The organism is Streptomyces sp. NPDC058335 (genome assembly GCF_042723915.1).
GTDB lineage: Bacteria > Actinomycetota > Actinomycetes > Streptomycetales > Streptomycetaceae > Streptomyces.
This window is the reverse complement of sequence record NZ_JBHXHX010000005.1, coordinates 49,765-68,715: the sequence shown is the minus strand read 5'-3', so window position 1 is coordinate 68,715 and position 18,951 is coordinate 49,765. Positions and strand designations below refer to the sequence as shown.

19 protein-coding genes are annotated in these 18,951 nt (G+C 72.1%); 11 read left to right on the top strand and 8 right to left on the bottom strand.

What is annotated here, in order from left to right; genetic code table 11:
• The first annotated feature begins 223 nt into the window (after window positions 1–223).
• From thrS to ACFWJX_RS10540, 3 genes are all read left to right on the top strand, one after another.
• Window positions 224–1,444, top strand: a complete 1,221-nt coding sequence (thrS, locus tag ACFWJX_RS10550; RefSeq protein ID WP_383239863.1) for a threonine--tRNA ligase — start codon at window positions 224–226, stop codon at window positions 1,442–1,444.
• Window positions 1,445–1,488: 44 nt separating this feature from the next.
• Window positions 1,489–2,451: a nucleoside hydrolase gene (locus ACFWJX_RS10545; protein ID WP_383239860.1), complete on the top strand. Its 963-nt coding sequence runs from the start codon at window positions 1,489–1,491 to the stop codon at window positions 2,449–2,451.
• Between the two features lie 159 nt (window positions 2,452–2,610).
• On the top strand, window positions 2,611–4,299 hold the full coding sequence (locus tag ACFWJX_RS10540; protein WP_383239858.1) for a glycoside hydrolase family 13 protein: 1,689 nt from the start codon (window positions 2,611–2,613) through the stop codon (window positions 4,297–4,299).
• Window positions 4,300–4,317: 18 nt separating this feature from the next.
• On the opposite strand, the gene ACFWJX_RS10535 is transcribed toward ACFWJX_RS10540, so the two are convergent.
• Window positions 4,318–5,073 carry a DUF4142 domain-containing protein gene (locus ACFWJX_RS10535; protein ID WP_383240798.1) on the bottom strand — a complete coding sequence of 252 codons (756 nt, stop codon included), beginning with the start codon at window positions 5,071–5,073 and terminating at the stop codon, window positions 4,318–4,320.
• Window positions 5,074–5,239: 166 nt separating this feature from the next.
• Here ACFWJX_RS10535 and ACFWJX_RS10530 point away from each other — a divergent pair, with 166 nt between their 5' ends.
• Window positions 5,240–6,070 (top strand): MOSC domain-containing protein, encoded by an 831-nt coding sequence (locus tag ACFWJX_RS10530; protein ID WP_383239855.1) that lies wholly within the window; start codon window positions 5,240–5,242, stop codon window positions 6,068–6,070.
• A 195-nt stretch (window positions 6,071–6,265) separates the two neighbouring features.
• Window positions 6,266–6,814: a DUF1062 domain-containing protein gene (locus tag ACFWJX_RS10525; RefSeq protein WP_383240795.1), complete on the top strand. Its 549-nt coding sequence runs from the start codon at window positions 6,266–6,268 to the stop codon at window positions 6,812–6,814.
• A gap of 52 nt (window positions 6,815–6,866) precedes the next feature.
• On the opposite strand, the gene ACFWJX_RS10520 is transcribed toward ACFWJX_RS10525, so the two are convergent.
• The gene (locus ACFWJX_RS10520) at window positions 6,867–7,055 is read right to left on the bottom strand and encodes a DUF397 domain-containing protein (protein ID WP_383239852.1); all 189 of its coding nucleotides are present in this window, start codon (window positions 7,053–7,055) and stop codon (window positions 6,867–6,869) included.
• An 8-nt stretch (window positions 7,056–7,063) separates the two neighbouring features.
• A complete protein-coding gene (locus ACFWJX_RS10515; RefSeq protein ID WP_383239849.1) occupies window positions 7,064–7,915 on the bottom strand; it encodes a helix-turn-helix domain-containing protein in 852 nt (283 codons plus the stop codon).
• A gap of 204 nt (window positions 7,916–8,119) precedes the next feature.
• On the opposite strand from ACFWJX_RS10515, the gene ACFWJX_RS10510 reads away from it, so the two are divergent.
• Window positions 8,120–8,533 (top strand): ATP-binding protein, encoded by a 414-nt coding sequence (locus ACFWJX_RS10510; RefSeq protein ID WP_383239847.1) that lies wholly within the window; start codon window positions 8,120–8,122, stop codon window positions 8,531–8,533.
• 45 nt (window positions 8,534–8,578) lie between these two features.
• Here the strand turns inward: ACFWJX_RS10510 and ACFWJX_RS10505 are convergent, their stop codons facing one another.
• On the bottom strand, window positions 8,579–9,181 hold the full coding sequence (locus ACFWJX_RS10505) for a TetR/AcrR family transcriptional regulator (protein WP_383239844.1): 603 nt from the start codon (window positions 9,179–9,181) through the stop codon (window positions 8,579–8,581).
• An 89-nt stretch (window positions 9,182–9,270) separates the two neighbouring features.
• On the opposite strand from ACFWJX_RS10505, the gene ACFWJX_RS10500 reads away from it, so the two are divergent.
• Window positions 9,271–10,185: an oxidoreductase gene (locus ACFWJX_RS10500; protein ID WP_383239842.1), complete on the top strand. Its 915-nt coding sequence runs from the start codon at window positions 9,271–9,273 to the stop codon at window positions 10,183–10,185.
• A 65-nt stretch (window positions 10,186–10,250) separates the two neighbouring features.
• On the opposite strand, the gene ACFWJX_RS10495 is transcribed toward ACFWJX_RS10500, so the two are convergent.
• Complete coding sequence (locus tag ACFWJX_RS10495; RefSeq protein ID WP_383239839.1) at window positions 10,251–10,724, bottom strand: carboxymuconolactone decarboxylase family protein; 474 nt, start codon at window positions 10,722–10,724, stop codon at window positions 10,251–10,253.
• 88 nt (window positions 10,725–10,812) lie between these two features.
• On the bottom strand, window positions 10,813–11,811 hold the full coding sequence (locus ACFWJX_RS10490) for a helix-turn-helix domain-containing protein (protein WP_383239836.1): 999 nt from the start codon (window positions 11,809–11,811) through the stop codon (window positions 10,813–10,815).
• Window positions 11,812–11,916: 105 nt separating this feature from the next.
• On the opposite strand from ACFWJX_RS10490, the gene ACFWJX_RS10485 reads away from it, so the two are divergent.
• Together ACFWJX_RS10485 and ACFWJX_RS10480 are read left to right on the top strand one after the other, a co-directional pair.
• The gene (locus tag ACFWJX_RS10485) at window positions 11,917–12,972 is read left to right on the top strand and encodes a saccharopine dehydrogenase family protein (protein WP_383239834.1); all 1,056 of its coding nucleotides are present in this window, start codon (window positions 11,917–11,919) and stop codon (window positions 12,970–12,972) included.
• Window positions 12,973–13,099: 127 nt separating this feature from the next.
• Window positions 13,100–14,239: an aminopeptidase P family protein gene (locus ACFWJX_RS10480; RefSeq protein ID WP_383239831.1), complete on the top strand. Its 1,140-nt coding sequence runs from the start codon at window positions 13,100–13,102 to the stop codon at window positions 14,237–14,239.
• Between the two features lie 36 nt (window positions 14,240–14,275).
• On the opposite strand, the gene ACFWJX_RS10475 is transcribed toward ACFWJX_RS10480, so the two are convergent.
• Both ACFWJX_RS10475 and ACFWJX_RS10470 read right to left on the bottom strand, forming a co-directional pair.
• The gene (locus ACFWJX_RS10475; RefSeq protein WP_383239828.1) at window positions 14,276–14,968 is read right to left on the bottom strand and encodes a DUF6445 family protein; all 693 of its coding nucleotides are present in this window, start codon (window positions 14,966–14,968) and stop codon (window positions 14,276–14,278) included.
• A 113-nt stretch (window positions 14,969–15,081) separates the two neighbouring features.
• Window positions 15,082–15,579 carry an FxLYD domain-containing protein gene (locus ACFWJX_RS10470; RefSeq protein ID WP_383239825.1) on the bottom strand — a complete coding sequence of 166 codons (498 nt, stop codon included), beginning with the start codon at window positions 15,577–15,579 and terminating at the stop codon, window positions 15,082–15,084.
• A 166-nt stretch (window positions 15,580–15,745) separates the two neighbouring features.
• Between ACFWJX_RS10470 and ACFWJX_RS10465 the strand changes: the two genes are divergently transcribed.
• Window positions 15,746–16,234, top strand: a complete 489-nt coding sequence (locus ACFWJX_RS10465) for a hypothetical protein (RefSeq protein WP_383239822.1) — start codon at window positions 15,746–15,748, stop codon at window positions 16,232–16,234.
• Between the two features lie 179 nt (window positions 16,235–16,413).
• Window positions 16,414–18,702, top strand: coding sequence for a LuxR C-terminal-related transcriptional regulator (locus ACFWJX_RS10460; protein ID WP_383239819.1), 2,289 nt, complete (start codon window positions 16,414–16,416; stop codon window positions 18,700–18,702).
• The last annotated feature ends 249 nt before the right edge of the window (window positions 18,703–18,951 follow it).

Sequence of the window (18,951 nt, the reverse complement as noted above, 5' to 3'; positions counted from 1 at the left end):
CCGGGTTAATCGCAGCCCCCACCGGCTGGTTATTCGCTCGCCCGGCGACTCCGGCCGTTGCTACGGTCGCCGCATGAAGCGCGCCGCCCACCCGTCTCTCACGACGACGCCGGAGAGTGTCCCGGCGCGCTGACCACTGGACTGCGATGTCCGAAGCCCCGGGGCGAGTGCCCCGGGGCTTCGTCGTGCGGGTGCTCGCCTCCTCACCTCAGGAGCGACGACCATGCACGACCACCGCAAGCTCGGCCGCGAGCTGGACCTCTTCGACACCGATCCCCTGATGGGCGCGGGCCTGCCCTACTGGCTCCCGGACGGCGCGATCGTGCGCCACACCCTGGAGGAGTACGTCCGGGAGGCCGAGCGCGCCGCCGGCTACCGGCACGTGTACTCGCCGGTCCTCGGCAAGCGCGACCTGTACGAGATCTCGGGTCACTGGGACCACTACCGCGACGACATGTTCCCGCCGATGGACCTGGGCGCGGAGCAGGTCGTCCTGCGGCCCAGTCTCTGCCCCCACCACGCGCTGATCTACCGTTCCCGCTCCCACAGCTACCGTGAACTACCCATCCGAATGGCGGAGTTGGGCGGAATGTACCGCGCGGAGCTGTCCGGCGTGCTCGGCGGGCTGACCCGCGTCCGGGCGATCCACCTCAACGACGCGCACATCTTCTGCACCCTGGAGCAGGCCGTGGAGGAGGCCCGCGCGGCCCTCGCCCTGATCGCCCGCGCCTACGCCGACCTCGGCATCCGCGCCTCCCGCCACCGTCTCTCCCTGCCCGGCGAGGGCGGCAAGTACGTCGCCGACCCGGAGCTGTGGCGCCGGGCGACCGCACTGCTGCGGGAGGTCCTCGACAGCTCCGGCATCGCCTACGAGGCAGCCGAGGGCGAGGCCGCCTTCTACGGCCCGAAGATCGACGTGCAGATCACCGACCCGGCGGGCCGCGAGGCCACCCTGTCCACCGTGCAGATCGACTTCCACCAGCCCGAACGCTTCGACCTGCACTACATCGGCCCCGACGGCGCGAAACACCGCCCGGTGATGGTCCACCGCAGCGTCATCGGCAGTGTGGAACGGGCCGTCGCCCACCTCCTGGAGGAGCACGGCGGCGCCTTCCCGACCTGGCTCGCCCCCGTGCAGCTGGCCGTCCTGCCGGTCGCGGAGGCGCAGGAGGAACGGGCCCACGAGGTCGTAGGGCGGGCGGTGGCCCGTGGACTGCGGGCCGAGGTGTCCGGCCCCGGCGACGGCACCCTCGGCGCCCGCATCCGGGCCGCGCGGCTGGTGCCGTACCAGGCGGTGATCGGGGACCGGGAGGCCGACGCGGGCCTGGCGGCCGTACGGCTGCGGGACGGGAGGCGTCCGGGGGCGCTGCCCGTGGCGGAGCTGCTGGACCGGATCGCCGCCCGCATCGCGGATCGCGGAGCCGAACTGTGGCCCGCTGCGTAAGGTCACAGACGTGACAGCCCGCACAGACGCAGAGGAGCGCCGCCGTGACCGGTCAGCCCATTCCGGTGATCATCGACTGCGACACCGGGGTCGACGACGCCCTGGCCCTGCTGTTCGCCGTACGGCATCCCGGGCTGGACGTGCGGGCGATCACCTGCGTGGCCGGGAACACCGATGTGGAGGGTGTGGTCCGCAACACCCTGACCGTGCTGGAGCAGGCCGGGGCCGGTGACATCCCGGTCGCACGGGGTGCCGAGCGCCCGCTGATCGAGCCGGTGCGCACGGCACGGCATGTGCACGGGCAGGACGGGATGGGCGACCTGGGGCTGCCCGCGCCCACCCGCCGCCCGGTCGACGTGGACGCGGTGACGCTGCTGCGGCGCGAGATCCTGGCGTCGCCGAGGCCGGTGACCCTGATCCCCACCGCGCCCCTGACGAACATCGCCCTGCTGCTGCGTACGCACCCGGAGGTGGTGCGCAACATCGAGCGGATCGTGTTCATGGGCGGCGCGGTGGCGACCGGCAACGCGACGGCGGTCGCGGAGTTCAACGTGTGGCACGACCCGGAGGCGGCGGCGATCCTGCTCACGGCCGGGGTGCCGATGACGATGTACGGCCTGGACGTCTTCAAGGAGGTCCTGGTCCCGGCCGGTGACGTCCAGCGGCTGCGCGCCAGTCCGGATCCCCGCCTGCGGATGGCGGGCGAACTCCTCGCCCACCGCGACCCGGCGACCTCGGGCGACCCCACCCCCATGGGCGGCCTCGGCGACGCGGGCGCGGTCTGCGCGGTCGTCGACCCGGACGGCCTGACCACGGAGCTGCTCCCGGTCGAGGTGAGCCTGGCCCCGGGCGCCACCCGGGGCCAGACCGTCGTCGACCGCCGCCCCCGCCCCGGCGAATCCGAGATCCACCACGGCCCGCGCGAACAGGCCCTGGTGGACGTGGCGCTGGGCGTCGACGTGGACCGCTACGTGAAGCTGTGGCTGACGGTCGTCGAGGGGGTGTAGTGGCGCAAGTGACTGAGGCCCCGTGTTTCTTCCGAACCGCGCCATCCGGGGCGTACCAGGGGAGTTCAAGGTTCCGTCACAGCTCCGCCACGTGCGGAACGATCCCCTCCGCAAGGTGCGGACGTTCTCCTTCCCGGCAAAGTGGACAGGCTTGTCTGCGTGACCGACTTCGTGCCCACACCCGAGGCAGACCAGCAGACCACCCCCGACTTCTCCACCCGCAACCCCGACTGGTGGCGCCAGGCCGTCGTCTACCAGGTCTATCCGCGCAGCTTCGCCGACGCCGACGGCGACGGCCTCGGTGACCTGAGGGGGATCACCGAGCGCCTCCCGCATCTCGCCGCGCTCGGCGTCGACGCCCTCTGGCTCAGCCCCTTCTACCCGTCCGAGCTGGCCGACGGCGGCTACGACGTCATCGACCCCCGTGACGTCGACCCACGCCTGGGCTCCCTGGACGACTTCGACGCGCTGGCCGCCGAGGCGCACCGGCTCGGCCTGAAGGTGATCGTCGACATCGTCCCGAACCACACCTCGCACCTGCACACGTGGTTCCAGGAGGCCCTGGCGGCCGGTCCCGGTTCCCCGGCCCGCGACCGTTACGTCTTCCGCGACGGACGCGGCGCGCACGGCGAACTCCCGCCCACCGACTGGCAGTCGGTGTTCGGCGGCAGCGCCTGGCAGCGCGTCCCGGACGGCCAGTGGTACCTCCACCTCTTCGCCCGCGAGCAGCCCGACCTGAACTGGGACCACGACGAGGTCCGCGAGGACGTGCGCACCACCCTGCGCTTCTGGTCGGACCGGGGCGTCGACGGCTTCCGCGTGGACGTGGCCCACGCCCTGGTCAAGGACCTGAGCGAGCCGCTCCGCGACCTCGGCGACCTCGGCCCGAGCGGCGAGGACGTCCTCACGACGATCCCGCCCGGCACCCACCCCTTCTACGACCGCGACGAGGTCCACGAGATCTACCGCGACTGGCGCCGCGTCCTGGACGCCTATTCCCCGCCCCGTACGGCGGTCGCGGAGGCATGGGTCCCGGGCGCCCGCCGCGCCCTGTACGCCCGCCCCGACGAACTGAACCAGGCCTTCAACTTCGAGTATCTGCAGGCGCCCTGGGACGCGCAGGCGATCCGCGAGGTGATCACGTCCTCGCTCGCAGAGGCCCGCGCCGTCGGCGCCTCCGCGACCTGGGTGCTCTCCAACCACGACGTCGTCCGCCACGCCTCCCGCCTGATGCTTCCGTCCGGCACGGACGAGAACGCCTGGCTGCTGTCCGACGGCCACGCCCCGCACGTCGACGAGGAGGCCGGCCTGCGCCGGGCCCGCGCCGCCACGCTGCTGATGCTGGCGCTGCCCGGATCGTCGTACCTCTACCAGGGTGAGGAACTCGGCCTGCCCGAGGTCGCCGACCTGCCCGTGGAGGTCCTCCAGGACCCGCTGTGGGAACAGAGCGGCCGGGTCCGGAAGGGCCGCGACGGCAGCCGGGTGCCGCTGCCGTGGACGACCACGGGCCCGTCGTACGGCTTCGGCGCGGGTGGCGCCTGGCTGCCGCAGCCGGAGTCCTTCGCGCGGTACGCCGTCCAGGCGCAGGACGGCACGGACGGCTCGACCCTGGAGCTGTACCGCACTGCCCTGCGCCTGCGCCGCAAGCTGCTGGACGGCGAGGACCTCACCTGGGCGGAGGGCACTCCGCCCGGCGTGCTGGCCTTCGCCCGCTCGGACGGCTGGCGCTGTGTCGCCAACCTGTCGGACGTGCCGGTGCCGTGCCCGCCCGGTGAGGTGCTGCTGAGCAGCGCCCCGCCGGACGGCGACGGCCGGATCGGCCCGGACACGACGGTGTGGCTGGCGTAGTCCCGGACGCTGGAGGTCTCACTGCGTCGGCGTGGGGGCGGGTGCCGGGTTCACCCCGCCGCCCGCTGCCGCGCCGTCGATGTCCACAGGTGTGGACGTGGCGGTGGGCGGCGGGGTGAGGACGACGAGGGGCTGGCCCGCGGGCGGGGGCGGCGGGGTCAGGTCCGACTGGGGGAGCTTCGGCGGAGTGGTCTGCTGGAAGAGGGTCTGGTCGAAGTCGACCATGCCGGTCTTCTCCATCACCGTGATGTGGTCCAGGACGGTGTCGTTGGCCTGGTCGGCCAGGGCACGGATGAGGGTGTTTTTGGTGGTGGAACGCACCTTCGCGATCGTGTTGAAGATCGAACCGTGCGTCTGGCGCAGGATGTTGGCGAACTCGTAGTCGAAGTCCTTGCCCGTCTTCGCGTTGATCTGGTTGACGAAGGCCACCTGTTGCGGGCTGGCCACGTTGGGCAGGGTGATGTTCAGCATGGGCGCGAGCTTGCGACAGGTCGTGTCGAGGGAGGCGTGACCGTCGATCAGGTGCTCACTGGCCGTCTTGACCGCAGGGCTCTGCCCCTTCTGCAGACCGATGAGGCCGAGGGGGTACTCCCAGAGCCCCGCTGCCCGGACCTTGACCACGAAGTCGCGGTCGCCCTCCGTCAGGGGCCCCCATTGGGTGTTGGCGATGATCCGGTCGTTGGAGTTGGACACCGTGTCCAGCCCCAACATCGACGGATAGGCCAGAGCCGCGAGGGTCAAGCTCAGGGCGCCGCCCACGAAGGCAGTCCCCATCGCGTTCCGCGAAAAGCGCACCGTTCCTCCTGCCTGATCGGAGACACCGCCCGTGCTCGTCCTTGCCCGGCGGGTCCAACACACAGGAGTACGGACGAACGGCCCCCGGAACTCACCGCGTCCGGCAAAAATTGTCGTATCAGCCGACGGGGGAAGGGAAGTCGCAGTGACCGAAGCGACAGTAGTGACAGGTCAGTCGAAGGTCACCGAGTTGACGTACTACCCGGTGAAGGGCTGCGCGGGCATCACGGTGTCCGAGGCGCGGATCACGCCCGACGGACTCCCGCACGACCGGGCGTACGTGATCGTCGACGAGGCGGGAGAGCTGCGCTGGCAGTGGGGGGACCCCAGACTGGCGCTGATCACCCCCCACCCCGTGGGCGAATTCGGGGAGTTGACCCTTCGGGCGCCGGACCGGGGCGACCTGATGGTCGACGGGAGGGGTGAGGCCGAGGAGGTCACGGACCTGCCGGGACAGCCGTACGGCGCTGTCGACCAGGGTGAGGAGGCCGCCGCGTGGGTGACGGGGGTCCTGGGCCGCCCGAGCCGGCTGCTGCGCGTACGCAAGGCCCCCGGCGGCACCGCGGCCAACCACAGCCGTCTGCACGTGGTTTCGCGCGCGAGCCTGGACCGGCTGAACGGTCACCTGACCGAGCGAGGCGCCGCCCCGCTCCCCATGAACCGCTTCCGCCCCAACCTCGTCGTGGACGGCTGGGGCACCCCGCATACGGAGGACACGGCCGCCCGCCTCTCGATCGGCGAAACGGAACTCGCCTTCACCGAACTGACGGTCCGCTGCGCGATCACGATGGTCGACCAGGAGACGGGCCGCCGGGCGGGCCCGGAACCCCTGCGCACACTGGTGGACTACCGCAAGGGGGAGGACGGGATCGTGTTCGGCGCGTACTTCGCCGTCGTACGGGAGGGAAGGGTGACGGTCGGAGACCCGGTGAAGGTCATGGACGCCGTGGAGGCCATGGACGTCATGGGCGACTGACACAGGCGCTCGAAAACCGGTGGAGCGGCACCACCGACCGCCGCTACCGTGCTGCCGGACCATGTCGCCCAGTCGAGGACACGCCCTTGTACACCGTGTGAGACCCCCCGAGTGCTGAATCGTCGCGCGTCGCGCATCTGCGCCGCGCTCCTTTTTGCTGCGGTCTTCTCACACTGAAACCGGTGTACCTCTGTGCTGCTCGAAACCTGGGTGGTCGCACCCACCTGCCTGCCCGTCGTGCTCCGCCGCTGCCACGCGTGCGCGTCCGAACACTTCCGGGCCAACGGCAAGTTCCGCGTCAACGCCAACCACAAGCTCATCGACGCCTGGCTCCTCGTCCTCTGCACCGCCTGCGGGGAAACGGCGAAGCTCACGGTCTTTGAGCGGACGAACGTGCGCTCCGTACGACCCGAGCTGCTGGCCCGACTGCACGACAACGACCTCGGCCTCGCAGCCGAGTTGCTCCAGGACCCGGCCCTACGGCGCCGTAACCACATCGCCCTCGACTGGACCGACGCCTGGCGCCTCGACACCGGCGGATCGGACCACCTGGACCGCGCGGTGATCGACATCTCGGTGCGCTTCGCGGCACGGATACCCGTCCGGCCGGTGCGGCTGATCGCAGAGGGCTGTGGCCTCTCGCGAGCGGAGGTCGAGAGACTGATCGAGGAAGGAAACCTCGTCTCGGTAGCGCGCCTGACCGGCAAGCTGTCGCACGACTTCACCTTCACCCTCAAACACTGACCGCTCCGTGGGGCTGCCAGGCACCTGCCCGGCAGCCCCGCGGGCCTCTCCCTCAGAGGGCCTGGGCGCGTATCGCGTCGAGGAGGTGGGTCAGGGGAGTGGGGGTGGTGGTGAGGACGGTGGTGGGGGTGTCGCTCTCGCGGAGGTGGAGGGTGGTGGGGGTGGAGGCGAGTTCGAGGCAGTTGTTGCCCTCAGCTCCGCCGGAGAAGGACGATTTCTGCCAGTTCTGGGGGGCGGCCATTGTGTGCCTCACAGTTCCTTCGCAACTCGGTGAATGAAGTCACGCGAACGATCGGGGTCGAGTGACGCCAATTCCACCTTACGGAAGAGTGTTCGAAGCGCGCCGAGCTGGGCTTCGGAGTCGATGAAAACGGTGCCGTGTGCTGCGTCGCGTGCCGCGGTGTCCAACCTGGGCACGGGACCACCCGCAAGCATCATGGCGCTCCAGGCCCCGGCGAAGCCGTCGAGGTCGAACGGAATGACCCGCACTGTGACGTTGTCGGCGTCCGAGAGTTCCAGGATGCGGGTGAGCTGAGCGCGGGTGGCGGAGCGGTCGCCCACCCGGATGCGCAGTGCAGCCTCGTGGATCACCGCTTCGTACGGGATGGGTGCCGGCCCTTCGATGACTACCTTGCGTTGCATGCGGTGGCGAACACGCAACTCAAGGTCGCCCGCGGGCAGTTCTGGTACTCCGTACGAGAAGACGGCTCGGGCGTAATCCTCCGTCTGGAACAGACCGGGGACATGCAGGAATTCCAAGTCCACTCGGTGCGCGGCGTGATATTCCAGCTCGGCCAAGTCCAGAAACGACGACGGCAACAGGCGCCGGTACTCCTCCCACCAGCCGCCTGTCCGATCCGTGGCCATCGCCACCAGTGCGTCGATGAACGCTTCGTCCATGCATGCGTAGTGCGCAGCCAGACTGCGTAGGCGCTTCTCGCTCACGCCTGAGACGCCGGACTCGATCTGGCTGATCTGAACGGAGTTCACACCGAGGAGTGCCGCAGCCTGCCGGGCCGTGAGGCCTGCTGCCTCACGAAGTCTGCGCAGTTCGACAGCCAGACGCATCTGCCGTGCAGTGGGCTCGCGCCTCGTCACCATCGGCCACTCCCTGGTTCAACGCACCGGTAGGCGCTACTCGTTCGGGCGTCAGATTACGCGATCGGCTTGCCGTTTCTTAAATCTAAGGTCTACCGTCGGTGATGCGTTGAACACCCTGCGGAAGCGCACCGCACCGTCCTGCCATGGCGGTCGCGGCAATGCCACCGCGCCTTCACTCACCCACCCCCCACCCGGAGCTGACGCATGCCTGAACGCACTTCCGACTCCTGGGAGTACTCCCTCTCCCTCCCCAACGACCTCAGAGCCGTCCCCATCTCGCGCCGCACCCTGCGCCTGATCCTGACCATGTACGGCCTGATCCACCTCGTGGACACCGCGGAGCCGATCGCCTCGGAGCTGGTCTCCAACGCCGTACTGCACACGAAAGGCCCGGCGGCCCTGCGTGTCGGCTGGGCGGACGGCGTCCTGCGGATCGGCGCGTGGGACGCGAACCCGGAACCTCCCGACCCGCCGCGCGACTTGGCGGAGCTGACGGGCGCCGAGAACGGGCGCGGCACCGCGCTGGTCCGGGCCTGCGCCGACGTATGGGGCTGGCACCCGCTGTCCAGACTCGGGCACCGGGGCAAGTACGTGTGGTGCGACCTGCCGGCGGCGTGAGGTGGGCGGGTCTGTGCGCGCCGCGGTCGGGCCGGGTGCACAGCCTCAGCGGGGTGTGAGCCCGTGCAGCAGGACGTGGACCAGGTCGTCGGTCATGGCGAGGACCGCCGTCGCGTCGAGCATGCCGCCGGCCGTCAGGGCGGCGAGGCCGTGGAGGGCGGCGCCTGCGAAGAGGGTGAGTTGTTGCGGGTCGCCCTCGATGACCTCGCCCTGCCGCTGTGCGTCCGCGATGACCCGTTCGAAGGCGCCCACCGTACGGTCCACTCCCGCGGCCATCTGCTCGGTGGCCTCGGGTTCGTGCTTGCGGGCGTACATCAGCGCCAGGAGTTCGGCGTTCTCGGTGGCGAAGGTGAGGTAGGCGCGGGCGAGGGCGGTGAGGCGGGGCTGGAGCGGGAGCGTGGGGTCGTGGGCGGCGTCCAGGGCCTTGGCCATCCGGTCGTAGCCGGCCAGGGCCAGGGCGTCGAGCAGGGCCTGCTTGTCCTTGAAGTGGCGGCCGGGGGCGGCATGGCTGACGCCGGTCTCGCGGGCCAGTTCGCGCAGGGACAGGGAGCCGACGCCCTTCTCCCGCAGGGTGCGCTCGGCGCTCTCCAGGAGGGCGGCGCGCAGGTCGCCGTGGTGGTAGGGGCGGCTTTCGGGCATGGGGGTCATCGTATCCCGATGTTGACGCCGCCACTTTTGTTGGCAGTGACATCTTTGTAGGCATTGCCATCATTGTTGGCGGCGTCTACATTGGAGGTATGGCAACTGACGAGAACAAGCGATGGGACGCGACCCGCCTCCCCGACCTCACCGGCCGCACGGCCGTCGTGACCGGTGCCAACAGCGGCATCGGGCTCACCGCGGCGGACGCCCTGACCCGCGCGGGCGCACACGTGGTGTTCGCCGTACGGGACCTGGACCGCGGCCGTACGGCGGCGGCCACCCTCACCGGCAGCACGGAGGTGCGCCGCCTCGACCTGGCGGACCTGTCCTCCGTACGCGACTTCGCGGACGCCTGGCAGGGCCGCTCGCTGGACCTGCTGATCAACAACGCCGGCGTGATGATGCTCCCGCAACGACGCACGCGGGACGGCTTCGAGATGCAGTTCGGCACCAACCACCTCGGTCACTTCGCGCTGACGAACCTGCTCCTGCCGTACATCACCGACCGCGTCGTCACCGTCTCCTCCGGTGCGCACCGCTGGGGCGGTGCCACGATCCGCTTCGACGACCTCGACCGGGACACGGACTACACCCCGCGCGCCGCCTACGCGCAGTCCAAGCTGGCCAACCTGCTCTTCACCCTCGAACTCCAGCGCCGCCTCACGGCGTCGGGTTCCCGCGTCCGCGCCCTGGCCGCCCACCCCGGATACGCGGCCACCAACCTCCAGAGCCACGCGGCGAACCCCGTCGCCCGCGCCTTCATGAGCCTCGGCAACAGGTTCTTCGCCCAGGACGACCGGGCGGGCGCCCTGCCCACCCTGTACGCGGCCACCGCGGATCTCCCCGGCGCGAGCTATGTCGGCCCCGACGGAACGGCGGAGATGAGGGGCGGCCCGACACTGGTGGGACGTACGGCGGCGGCGAGCGACCCGGAGGTGGCGCGGCGGCTGTGGACGGTGTCGGAGGAGCTGACGAAGGTCACCTTCCCGGCGGTACCCGCGGCTCTCTGACCGGGCGGGTCGCAGGCGTCGGCCCCGGCGAGGTCACCCGCCCGAGCCGACACCAGGAGCCGGCCTCAGTGGTACTGGCCCACCTCGTAGTCCCCCGCAGGCTGCTGCGTGATGACGTTGCCGCGGTTGAAGGCGTTGATGAGGGCGATCTGGGTGACCAGGACGGCCAGTTGGTCCTCGTCGTAGTGCTTGGCCGCGTTGGCCCAGACCTCGTCGGGGACGCCGCCCGCCGCGTCGGCGATGCGGGTGCCCTCTTCCGCGAGTTCGAGGGCCGCGCGCTCGGCGTCGGTGAAGACCTTCGCCTCGCGCCAGGCCGCGACCAGGTGGAGGCGCTGCGCGGTCTCCCCGGCCGCCGTGGCGTCCTTGGTGTGCATGTCGATGCAACCGGCGCAGCCGTTGATCTGGCTGGCGCGGAGCATCACCAGTTCGCGGGTCGCGGCGGGCACCGTCGACTCCCCGAGGGTCATGGCGGCGGCGACGATGTGCTTCATGGCCTTGGCCGCGACCGGGCTCGCCATGACGTTCAACCTGGCTTCCATGGGTGCACTCCTGTGTCGTCCGTGTCGTCGTGGGTGCGGTGCGTGTGCCCGCACCTCCTTGACCGGACAGCCCCCCACAGTCCTGACATCAGGCGGAGTGACCTGCGTCACCTCGCTGGATCGTGCGCCGGAACGTGCGCCGGTACGAGTCCGGCGGGACGCCGATCGTGCGCTTGAAGTGGCGTCGCAGGGTCGCCGCCGTGCCCATGCCGGTGGCCTCGGCGATCGCGTCGACGCTGCCGTCCGTGGTCTCGAGCAACTCCTGGGCGCGGCGGATGCGTTGGGTGAGGAGCCACTGGAGGGGACTGGTCCCGGTCGCCGTACGGAAGTGGCGGCCGAGGTGGCGCGAACTCATCCGCGCCTGGCGGGCCAGGTCCTCCACGGTGAGTGGCCGGTCGAGCCGGTCGACGATCCAGGGCAGCAGCGCGGACAGCGGGTGGTCGTCCCGGTCGGGGACCGGCGCGGCGACGAACTGGGCCTGCCCGCCGGCCCGGTGGGGCGGTACGACGAGCCGGCGGGCGACCGAGTTGGCGACCGCGGAGCCGTGGTCGAGGCGGACCAGGTGCAGGCACAGGTCGAGCGCGGCGGCCTTGCCCGCGGAGGTGAGGACGGTCCCGTTGTCGACGTAGAGCACGTCCGGGTCCACCTCGATCGCCGGATGGCGGGCGGCGAGCACGTCGGTGTGGGCCCAGTGGGTCGTGGCCCGCCTGCCGTCCAGGAGACCGGCCGCGGCCAGCACGAACGCGCCCGTGCACAGGGAGGCCACGCGGGCACCGGCCTCGTGGGCGGCCCGCACCGCGTCGACCAGGCCGGCGGGCGGGGCCACGTCGACGTCCGCCCAGCCGGGGACGATCACGAGGTCGGCGTACGGCAGCAGGTCGAGACCCTCGTCGGGCTCCAGCCGGAACCGGCCGACCCGCACGGCCTCCGTCCCGCACACCGAGACCTCGTACCAGGGGACGGTCACGTCGACGGGTGCGAAGCCGAAAACCTCGTAGGCGATGGAGAGTTCGAAGTGCAGCATGCCCTCGGTGACGGCCAGCGCGACGGTGCCGCCGCCGGTCCGCCCGGTTCCCCCGGTGTCCATGTCCGAAAGTGTACGGGGCGTGTCGTTCCGGACACTCGTGCGCCGGCCACCTCGCGGCCGAGGATGTGGGCACGGCAGAGCACGACGTGAGGAACGGGGAGAGCGATGGCATCGGGTCAGACGGTGACGGTGTTCGGGGCGTACGGGCACACCGGGCGGTTCGTGGTGGCGGAGCTGCTGGACCGCGGCTTCGTCCCGGTGCTCTCCGGACGGGACGCCGTCAGGCTGCGGGAACTGGCGGCCTCGTCGCCCACCGGACTCGACGTCCGCCCGGCCTCCGCCGAGGACCCGGCCTCGCTCGACCGCGCGCTGGCCGGTGCCGCGGCGGTCGTCAACGCCGCCGGGCCGTTCGCCACGACCGCCGGTCCCGTCATCGAGGCGGCCCTGCGCGCCGGCGTCCCGTACGTCGACGTGGCGGCGGAGATCGAGGCCAACGTCGACACCTTCGAGCGGTACGGGGACCGTGCCCGCGCCGAGGGAGCGGTGATCCTCCCCGCGATGGCGTTCTTCGGCGGCCTCGGCGACCTGCTCGCCACCACGGCGATGGGCGACTGGACGGAGGCCGACGAGGCGCGCGTCGTCTACGGACTCAGCGGCTGGCACCCCACCCCCGGCACGCGCCTCGCGGGCAAGGTCTCCAGCGAGCGCCGCGACGGCCGCCGCGTCCGCCACACGGGCGGGAAGCTGAAGTACCACAACGACGAACTACCGCTGCTGGACTGGGAGTTCCCCGCCCCGCTGGGTCTGCGAACCGTCGTCGACGAGTTCACCATGGCCGACGTCGTCACCCTCCCCAGCCACCTGGGCATCCCCGAGGTGCGCACGGCGATGGCCCTGGAGGCGGCCAGGGACCTGGCGTCCCCGGACACCCCGGCGCCGACCGCGGTCGACGAGCGCGGCCGGTCCGCGCAGACCTTCCTCGTCGATGTCGTCGTCCGCGCCGGCTCGGGCGAGCGGCGGGCCGTGGCGCACGGCCGGGACATCTACGCCGTCACCGCCCCGCTCGTCGTCGAGGCGGTCGAGCGCATCCTCACCGGCCGCACCAGGGCCACCGGCGTCGTCTCCGCCGGCGCCCTCTTCGACGCCCCGGACCTCCTGAGCGCGCTCTCGGCGCACCTGACGGTCGAGGTGAGCGAGCGGGCCGTCCCTGCCAAGAGGTAGGCCCCGATGGATGTGAGGGAGGCCCGGGGAGGCCTGGGGCCGCCACCCGTACGGCCGTACACCGCCCCGCACCCGCCACCCGCACCCGCTCCAATGGACGGGGACCGACGGGACGAGGTGGCGCGAGATGAGCGACGAGGCAGCCGAAGCGGCCGAGTGGGCGGCCGCGCCGGACGACTACGCCGAGCGCATGGCCCGCGCCGCCCGCGAGGCGGCCGCGGCCGGGCTCTCCGGGGTGCTCGTCACCCCCGGCCCCGACCTGTTCTGGCTGTGCGGCTACCGGCCCACCGCGATCACCGAACGCCTCACCCTCCTCGTCCTCACCCCCGAGACCGAGCCCCACCTCCTGGTCCCCGCCCTGGAACGTCCCGACGCGGAGGCGGCCCCCGGCGCGGGCGCGGTCCGTGTCACCGACTGGCGCGACGGCCAGGACCCGTACGCCGCCGCGGCCGGCCTGCTCCGCCCGCACGGCCGTTACGGCGTCTCCGACGCGGCCTGGGCCCTGCACCTCCTCGGCCTCCAGGAAGCCCTCCCCCTCACCGCCTACCGGGCCCTCACCACCGCGCTGCCCATGCTCCGCGCGGTCAAGGACGAGCACGAGGTGGCCCGGCTCGCGGCGGCGGGAGCGGCGGCGGACGCGACGTACGAGGACATCCTGGCCGTACGGTTCGCGGGCCGCCGTGAGACGGAGGTCGCCGCCGACCTGGCCCGGCTGCTGCGCGAACACGGCCACAGCCAGGTCGACTTCACGGTCGTCGGCTCCGGACCCAACGGGGCGAACCCCCACCACGAGGCGGGCGAACGGGTCATCCGGGACGGGGACATGGTGGTCCTCGACTTCGGCGGCCTCAAGGGCGGCTACGGCTCCGACACCACCCGCACGGTCCACGTCGGCCCGCCCACCGACGAGGAACGGCAGGTCCACGACCTCGTCCGCACCGCCCAGCAGGCGGCGTTCGAGGCGGTACGGCCCGGCGTGCCCTGCCAGGAGATCGACCGGGTGGCCCGCGCGGTCATCGCCGACGCCGGGTACGGCGAGTACTTCGTCCACCGCACCGGCCACGGCATCGGCGTCACCACCCATGAGCCGCCGTACCTGGTCGAGGGCGAGGAACAGCCCCTCGTGCCCGGCATGTGCTTCTCCATCGAGCCGGGCATCTACCTCCCCGGCCGCTTCGGCGTACGCATAGAGGACATCGTGACCTGCACGGACGAGGGCGGCCGCCGCCTGAACGGCACCCCGCACGAGCTGGCGGTCGTGGGCTGACCCGCGCGGTGACAGGTCAGCTCAGGTCATGTCCTGTCAGGCCATCCAGAAGAAGACCGCCGTCATCCGCTTCTCCTCCAGCGTCGTCCCGCAGTAACCGGTCGCGCTGTGCATGAGGTTGGCGTGGTAGAGCAGCAGCCGGTTGTACCTGTGCGCCACGCGTACGTCCTCCTCGAAGGCGTCGGGCGCGACGAACCGCGTGCCGAGCGCGTCGACGAGGTTGTCGTGCGGGGCCCGCACGACGTTGCCGCCGAGCCGGCCGCCGGGCAGGGACTGCCGGTAGAAGCTGGTCCCGCAGTCCTCGGGGGCGGCGGGGTTGAGGTACAGCACGGCGGCGTACCGGCACAGGGAGCGCGAGTCGGTGTGCGGACGGGGCGTGCTCTCCCCTTCCCCCACGACCTGCACGCAGTTGTGGTTGAGGGTGCCGCCGCCGGGCGTGTGCCGCACCCACAGCTTCCCGGCGCCGGTCGCCCGTCTCACCGCCCTTTCCACGCGCGCGAGTTCGGGGGGCTCCAGCCCCGGCATGGCCCGCAGCCCCGGCCAGGCCTCCGAGGTGTACGGATGCCCCTTCACCCAGTCGTCCTTGGCGAGGCAGCGCTCACGCACGGCGTCGATGTCGGGCAGGACGTCGTCGATCAGCCAGTAGTCGCGCCCCTTGGTGGGCTTGCGGTAGGGCAGCACGGGAAGCGGAGCCCGCACGGGCTGCGCGGGCCGCAGTGGCATGGACATGCAGCCGAATCTAGGCCGGGTGCGGGTCAGGAGTCGCCCGCGAAGGGGTAAGGACTGGGGCGGAGAGTGGTCAACGCCGGGTCAATGCGCCGACGCCCCGTTGTCCCGATGCCTCAGTACCGCACCGCCCGCGGCACCTCCGCCTTCACCTCGCCCGAGAGCTGGTGGGTGCTGCGGGCGGTCGCCGTGCCGGTCTTCCCGGCCGGGACGTCGGAGACGGTGACGAGGACCGTGTCGAGCCACTTGCCGCCGTCGTCGGTGAAGTCGACCTGGACCGAGAAGGACCTCGTCGTGTCGTCGGTGTTGGTGGCGGTGACCTCGACCGTGCTGCGGTCGCCGTCCGCCTTCGGGGCACCGGTCTTCACGTCGTCCTTGGCCTCGACGCCGCCCTTGATCCCGTCGAGTCTGCGGCCCGCCTCAGCGGTCGCCGACGCGAAGCCCTCCGTGGCCCGCGAGGCGAGCGAGGCGGCGGCGGACTCGGCCCGGCTCGCCACGCCCGAAGGGCTGTTCTCGTCCGAGCAGCCGGCGAGAACGGTGAGGCCGCCGAATGCGGTGGCGCAGGTCACGGCGAGCGCGGCTGCCCGGACCAGGGGAGTGCGGTGGGCGGGCATGGCGCCTCCGGCGTCGGGGATCGGTGGGTCTTCTCCCCAGTGAAGGTCGGCCCAGCGGCCCGCGCACGCCGGCTCACCCGCACGGCGTAGTCCGCGTGGTGGTGGCCGTCACCCGGACGGATGGTCGGGGAGAACGGAACATCGGACAGAGAGGCGGGGTACGGCCATGAGTGACGCGTCGCAGCCCAGGAATCCCCAGGGCTCCCCCGTCTGGGACCCCTCCCACCAGGGCACCGGCCCCTCCGGCTCGGGCAGCCGGCCCCCGGGACCGCACACCGGGGACGGCCTGGCCGCCGGCGGAGTCACCTTCGCGGGCGTGCTGATGCTGGTCAACGGCATCCTCGCCGTCCTCCAGGGCATCGCCGCGATCGCCGAGGACGACGTGTACGGCCGGATCGGGGACTACGTCTACAAGATCAACCTGACCGGCTGGGGCTGGATCCTGCTGATCGTCGGCGTCGTGGCCGCCGCGGCGGGCTGGGGCGTCCTCAAGGGCGCGGCCTGGGCCCGCGTCACCGGCATCCTCCTCGCCTCCGTCAGCCTCGTCCTCCAGTTCCTGTTCCTCCCGTACGCCCCGGTCTGGTCGTTCGTCCTGATCGCGATCGACGTCTTCGTGATCTGGGCGCTGGCGGTGTACCGGCCGACGGCGCCGTGAGGCGCACCCGGTAGGTCCGGGCCGCCCCCACCCCCTCATCCCTCGCGCGGGTTTTCGAACCCGCTCCCCCTCGCGGGTGATACCTACGCACGCCGGTATCACCGGGCGCCGTTCACGCTCGGCACGCATGTGCTTACGCTGTGGTGGTTGTGGGTCGGACGGCGTACGGGGGCGGCGGCATGGCATTCGGATTCGGTCAGCGACGGGGTGGTCAACTCCCGGTGGAACTCACCGGGTTCGTCGGCCGGGTGGAGGAACTCGCCCTGATCCGGGCGGGACTGGTGCGGTCGCGGCTGGTCACGCTGGTGGGTCCGGGCGGGGTCGGCAAGAGCCGCACGGCGTTGCGGGCCGCGGGCTCCTCCGGGAACCGTTTCGCGGACGGGGTGCGGCTCGTCGAGCTGTCCGCGCTGCACGACCCGGAACTGGTGCCGACGACCCTCGCCGGAGTGCTCGAACTGCCCGAGCAGGCCGGGATGAGCACGCTGGACGCGGTCGTGGAGCATCTGCGGGACCGGCGCATGCTGCTGGTGCTGGACACCTGCGAGCACCTCGTCGACGCCTGCGCGATGCTCTGCGACATCCTGCTGCGCGAGGCCCCCGGCCTCAGCGTGCTGGCGACCAGCCGCCAGCCGCTGGACGTGCCCGGCGAGCACTGCGTGCCGATCGCCCCGCTCGGCCGGGAGGACGCGGCCGACCTGTTCCTCCAGCGGGCCGCGGCCGTCGCCGCCGTCACCGAGGCCGACCGCGAGCGCGTCCTCGCGCTCGTCGACCGGCTCGACGGCATCCCCCTCGCGCTGGAACTCGCGGCCGTACGCCTGCGGGCCGTGCCGCTCGCCGAGCTGCTGGCCCGCCTCGACCAGCGCTTCGAGGTCCTCACCGGCGGCCGCCGCACCTCCCTGACCCGCCACCAGACCCTCCGTACGGCCATCGACTGGTCCTACGACCTGTGCACCCCGCAGGAGCGGCTGCTGTGGGCACGGCTCGCCGTGTTCGCCGGCTCCTTCGAACTGTCGGCGGCCGAACAGGTCTGCAGCGACGGGGAGTTGCCGACCCGGGAGGTGGTGGAGGCGCTGATCGGCCTGGTGGACAAGTCGGTCGTGCAGCGCATCCGCGAGGACGGCGGCCGCTACCGCCTGCTGGACACCCTCCGCGAGTACGGCGCCGGGCGCCCGGCCGGGGCGGACGGCGCCCTGGACGCCGTACGGGCGCGGCACTTCGCGTACTACGAGCGGCTCGTCTCCCGCTTCTGGGACGAGTTCCTCTCCCCCGCGCAGGTCGCCCTGCACCGGACCGTGCGCGAGGAGGTCGCGGACGTGCGGGCGGCGCTGGAGTACGGCTGCCGGACCGAGGGGCGGGCCGTGGACGCGCTGTGGCTGGCGACCCGCCTCGGCCCCTACTGGCGGGCCGCCGGCACGCTGTCGGAGGGCCGGCACTGGATCGACAAGGCGCTCGGACTGACCCCGCAGGACTGCCCGGAACGTGCCTGGGGACTCCTGATGACGGGCATCTTCGCCGTGTGGACGGCCGACCTGGTCACCGCGCTGGAGCGCTTCCCGCTCGCCTACCAGGCCGCCCGGCGGGCCGGGGACAGCCGGGTCGAGCTGAACGCCGAGGCGTATCTGGGCGCCCTGACGGCCTTCGGCGGCGCCGTCGAACAGGGGCTGGCGGAGGTCGAGTCGGCACGGCTGCGGCTCCTCGCGTCCGGGGACGGGCTCGGCATCGGCGTCGTCCACTACGAAGCCGCCCTGCTGCGCGCGGTGTTCGGCGACACCGACGGCGCGCTGGAACTGTGCGCGATCGGGCTGGCGTACCTGGAGGGCCGCGGGGAACGGCAGTTGTACGGCTCGACGGTCACCACCCGCGGGATCATCCTGGCGCTGACCGGTGAGGACCAGGAGAGCGAGGAGTGCCTGCGGCGCGGGCTGGAGGCGGCGGCCGAGATCGGGGAGGTGCTGGTCGTCGGGCTGGCCTGCCTCGGCCTCGCCTGGCTGGCGGCCCGCGAGGAACGTCACGTCCGGGCCTGCTGGCTCCTCGGATACGCCGAGCACGCCCGCCGGCTGGGCGGCGACCCCGTCGCGCTGCTGCCCCGGCTCCTGGAGGAGCAGGAGGAGACGCGGAAGGCGGTGCGGGCCGCCCTCGGCGCGGAGAAGGCGGAGCGGTGGCGGGAGACGGGCGCGCGGCTGTCGGGCCGGGAGGTGCTGGAGGCGGTCCGCGCGAACGCGGACACCCCGATCCCCGAGGTCACACACCCCGGCCCGCCCGCCCCGCGCACCGAGGCCCGCTCCATCGACGCCCTCACCCGCCGCGAACGCGAGGTCGCCGCGCTCGTCGCACGGGGCCTGTCCAACCGTGAGATCGCCGAACGCCTCGTCATCTCCAAGCGCACGGTCGACGCCCACGTCGAACACATCCTCGCCAAGCTGGGCATCACCTCCCGGACGGAGATCCCGGCGGTGGCGGGGCCGTGACGCGCCCCGCCCTACGTAGGTACGGCGGGTGGCCGGTCCGGTCCCGGGTCCGTGTACGGATCTTCGGCGGAGGCGTGTGCGCCGCTCGGCGCGGGCGGGCAACCTGGTGATGCCGCCCGGGGGATCGGGAGGTGCGGGGGGTCGGGCAGGCCCGTTCCCCCACGGCTGTCATGGCAAGGCGCCCGGCACCGAACTCCCCCGGCCGGCACGGTGGGGCTGCCCCAGGTCGGCGGGGCAGCCCCCGGCATT

Bases quoted from the DNA above. Each gene is read 5' to 3' on its own strand.
- thrS (WP_383239863.1), top strand. From the start codon at position 224: ATGCACGACCACCGCAAGCTCGGCCGCGAGCTGGACCTCTTCGACACC.
- ACFWJX_RS10535 (WP_383240798.1), bottom strand. From the start codon at position 5,073: ATGGGGACTGCCTTCGTGGGCGGCGCCCTGAGCTTGACCCTCGCGGCT.
- ACFWJX_RS10520 (WP_383239852.1), bottom strand. From the start codon at position 7,055: ATGGCCGCCCCCCAGAACTGGCAGAAATCGTCCTTCTCCGGCGGAGCT.
- ACFWJX_RS10515 (WP_383239849.1), bottom strand. From the start codon at position 7,915: ATGGTGACGAGGCGCGAGCCCACTGCACGGCAGATGCGTCTGGCTGTC.
- ACFWJX_RS10510 (WP_383239847.1), top strand. From the start codon at position 8,120: ATGCCTGAACGCACTTCCGACTCCTGGGAGTACTCCCTCTCCCTCCCC.
- ACFWJX_RS10505 (WP_383239844.1), bottom strand. From the start codon at position 9,181: ATGACCCCCATGCCCGAAAGCCGCCCCTACCACCACGGCGACCTGCGC.
- ACFWJX_RS10500 (WP_383239842.1), top strand. From the start codon at position 9,271: ATGGCAACTGACGAGAACAAGCGATGGGACGCGACCCGCCTCCCCGAC.
- ACFWJX_RS10495 (WP_383239839.1), bottom strand. From the start codon at position 10,724: ATGGAAGCCAGGTTGAACGTCATGGCGAGCCCGGTCGCGGCCAAGGCC.
- ACFWJX_RS10490 (WP_383239836.1), bottom strand. From the start codon at position 11,811: ATGGACACCGGGGGAACCGGGCGGACCGGCGGCGGCACCGTCGCGCTG.
- ACFWJX_RS10485 (WP_383239834.1), top strand. From the start codon at position 11,917: ATGGCATCGGGTCAGACGGTGACGGTGTTCGGGGCGTACGGGCACACC.
- ACFWJX_RS10480 (WP_383239831.1), top strand. From the start codon at position 13,100: ATGAGCGACGAGGCAGCCGAAGCGGCCGAGTGGGCGGCCGCGCCGGAC.
- ACFWJX_RS10475 (WP_383239828.1), bottom strand. From the start codon at position 14,968: ATGTCCATGCCACTGCGGCCCGCGCAGCCCGTGCGGGCTCCGCTTCCC.
- ACFWJX_RS10470 (WP_383239825.1), bottom strand. From the start codon at position 15,579: ATGCCCGCCCACCGCACTCCCCTGGTCCGGGCAGCCGCGCTCGCCGTG.
- ACFWJX_RS10465 (WP_383239822.1), top strand. From the start codon at position 15,746: ATGAGTGACGCGTCGCAGCCCAGGAATCCCCAGGGCTCCCCCGTCTGG.
- ACFWJX_RS10460 (WP_383239819.1), top strand. From the start codon at position 16,414: ATGGCATTCGGATTCGGTCAGCGACGGGGTGGTCAACTCCCGGTGGAA.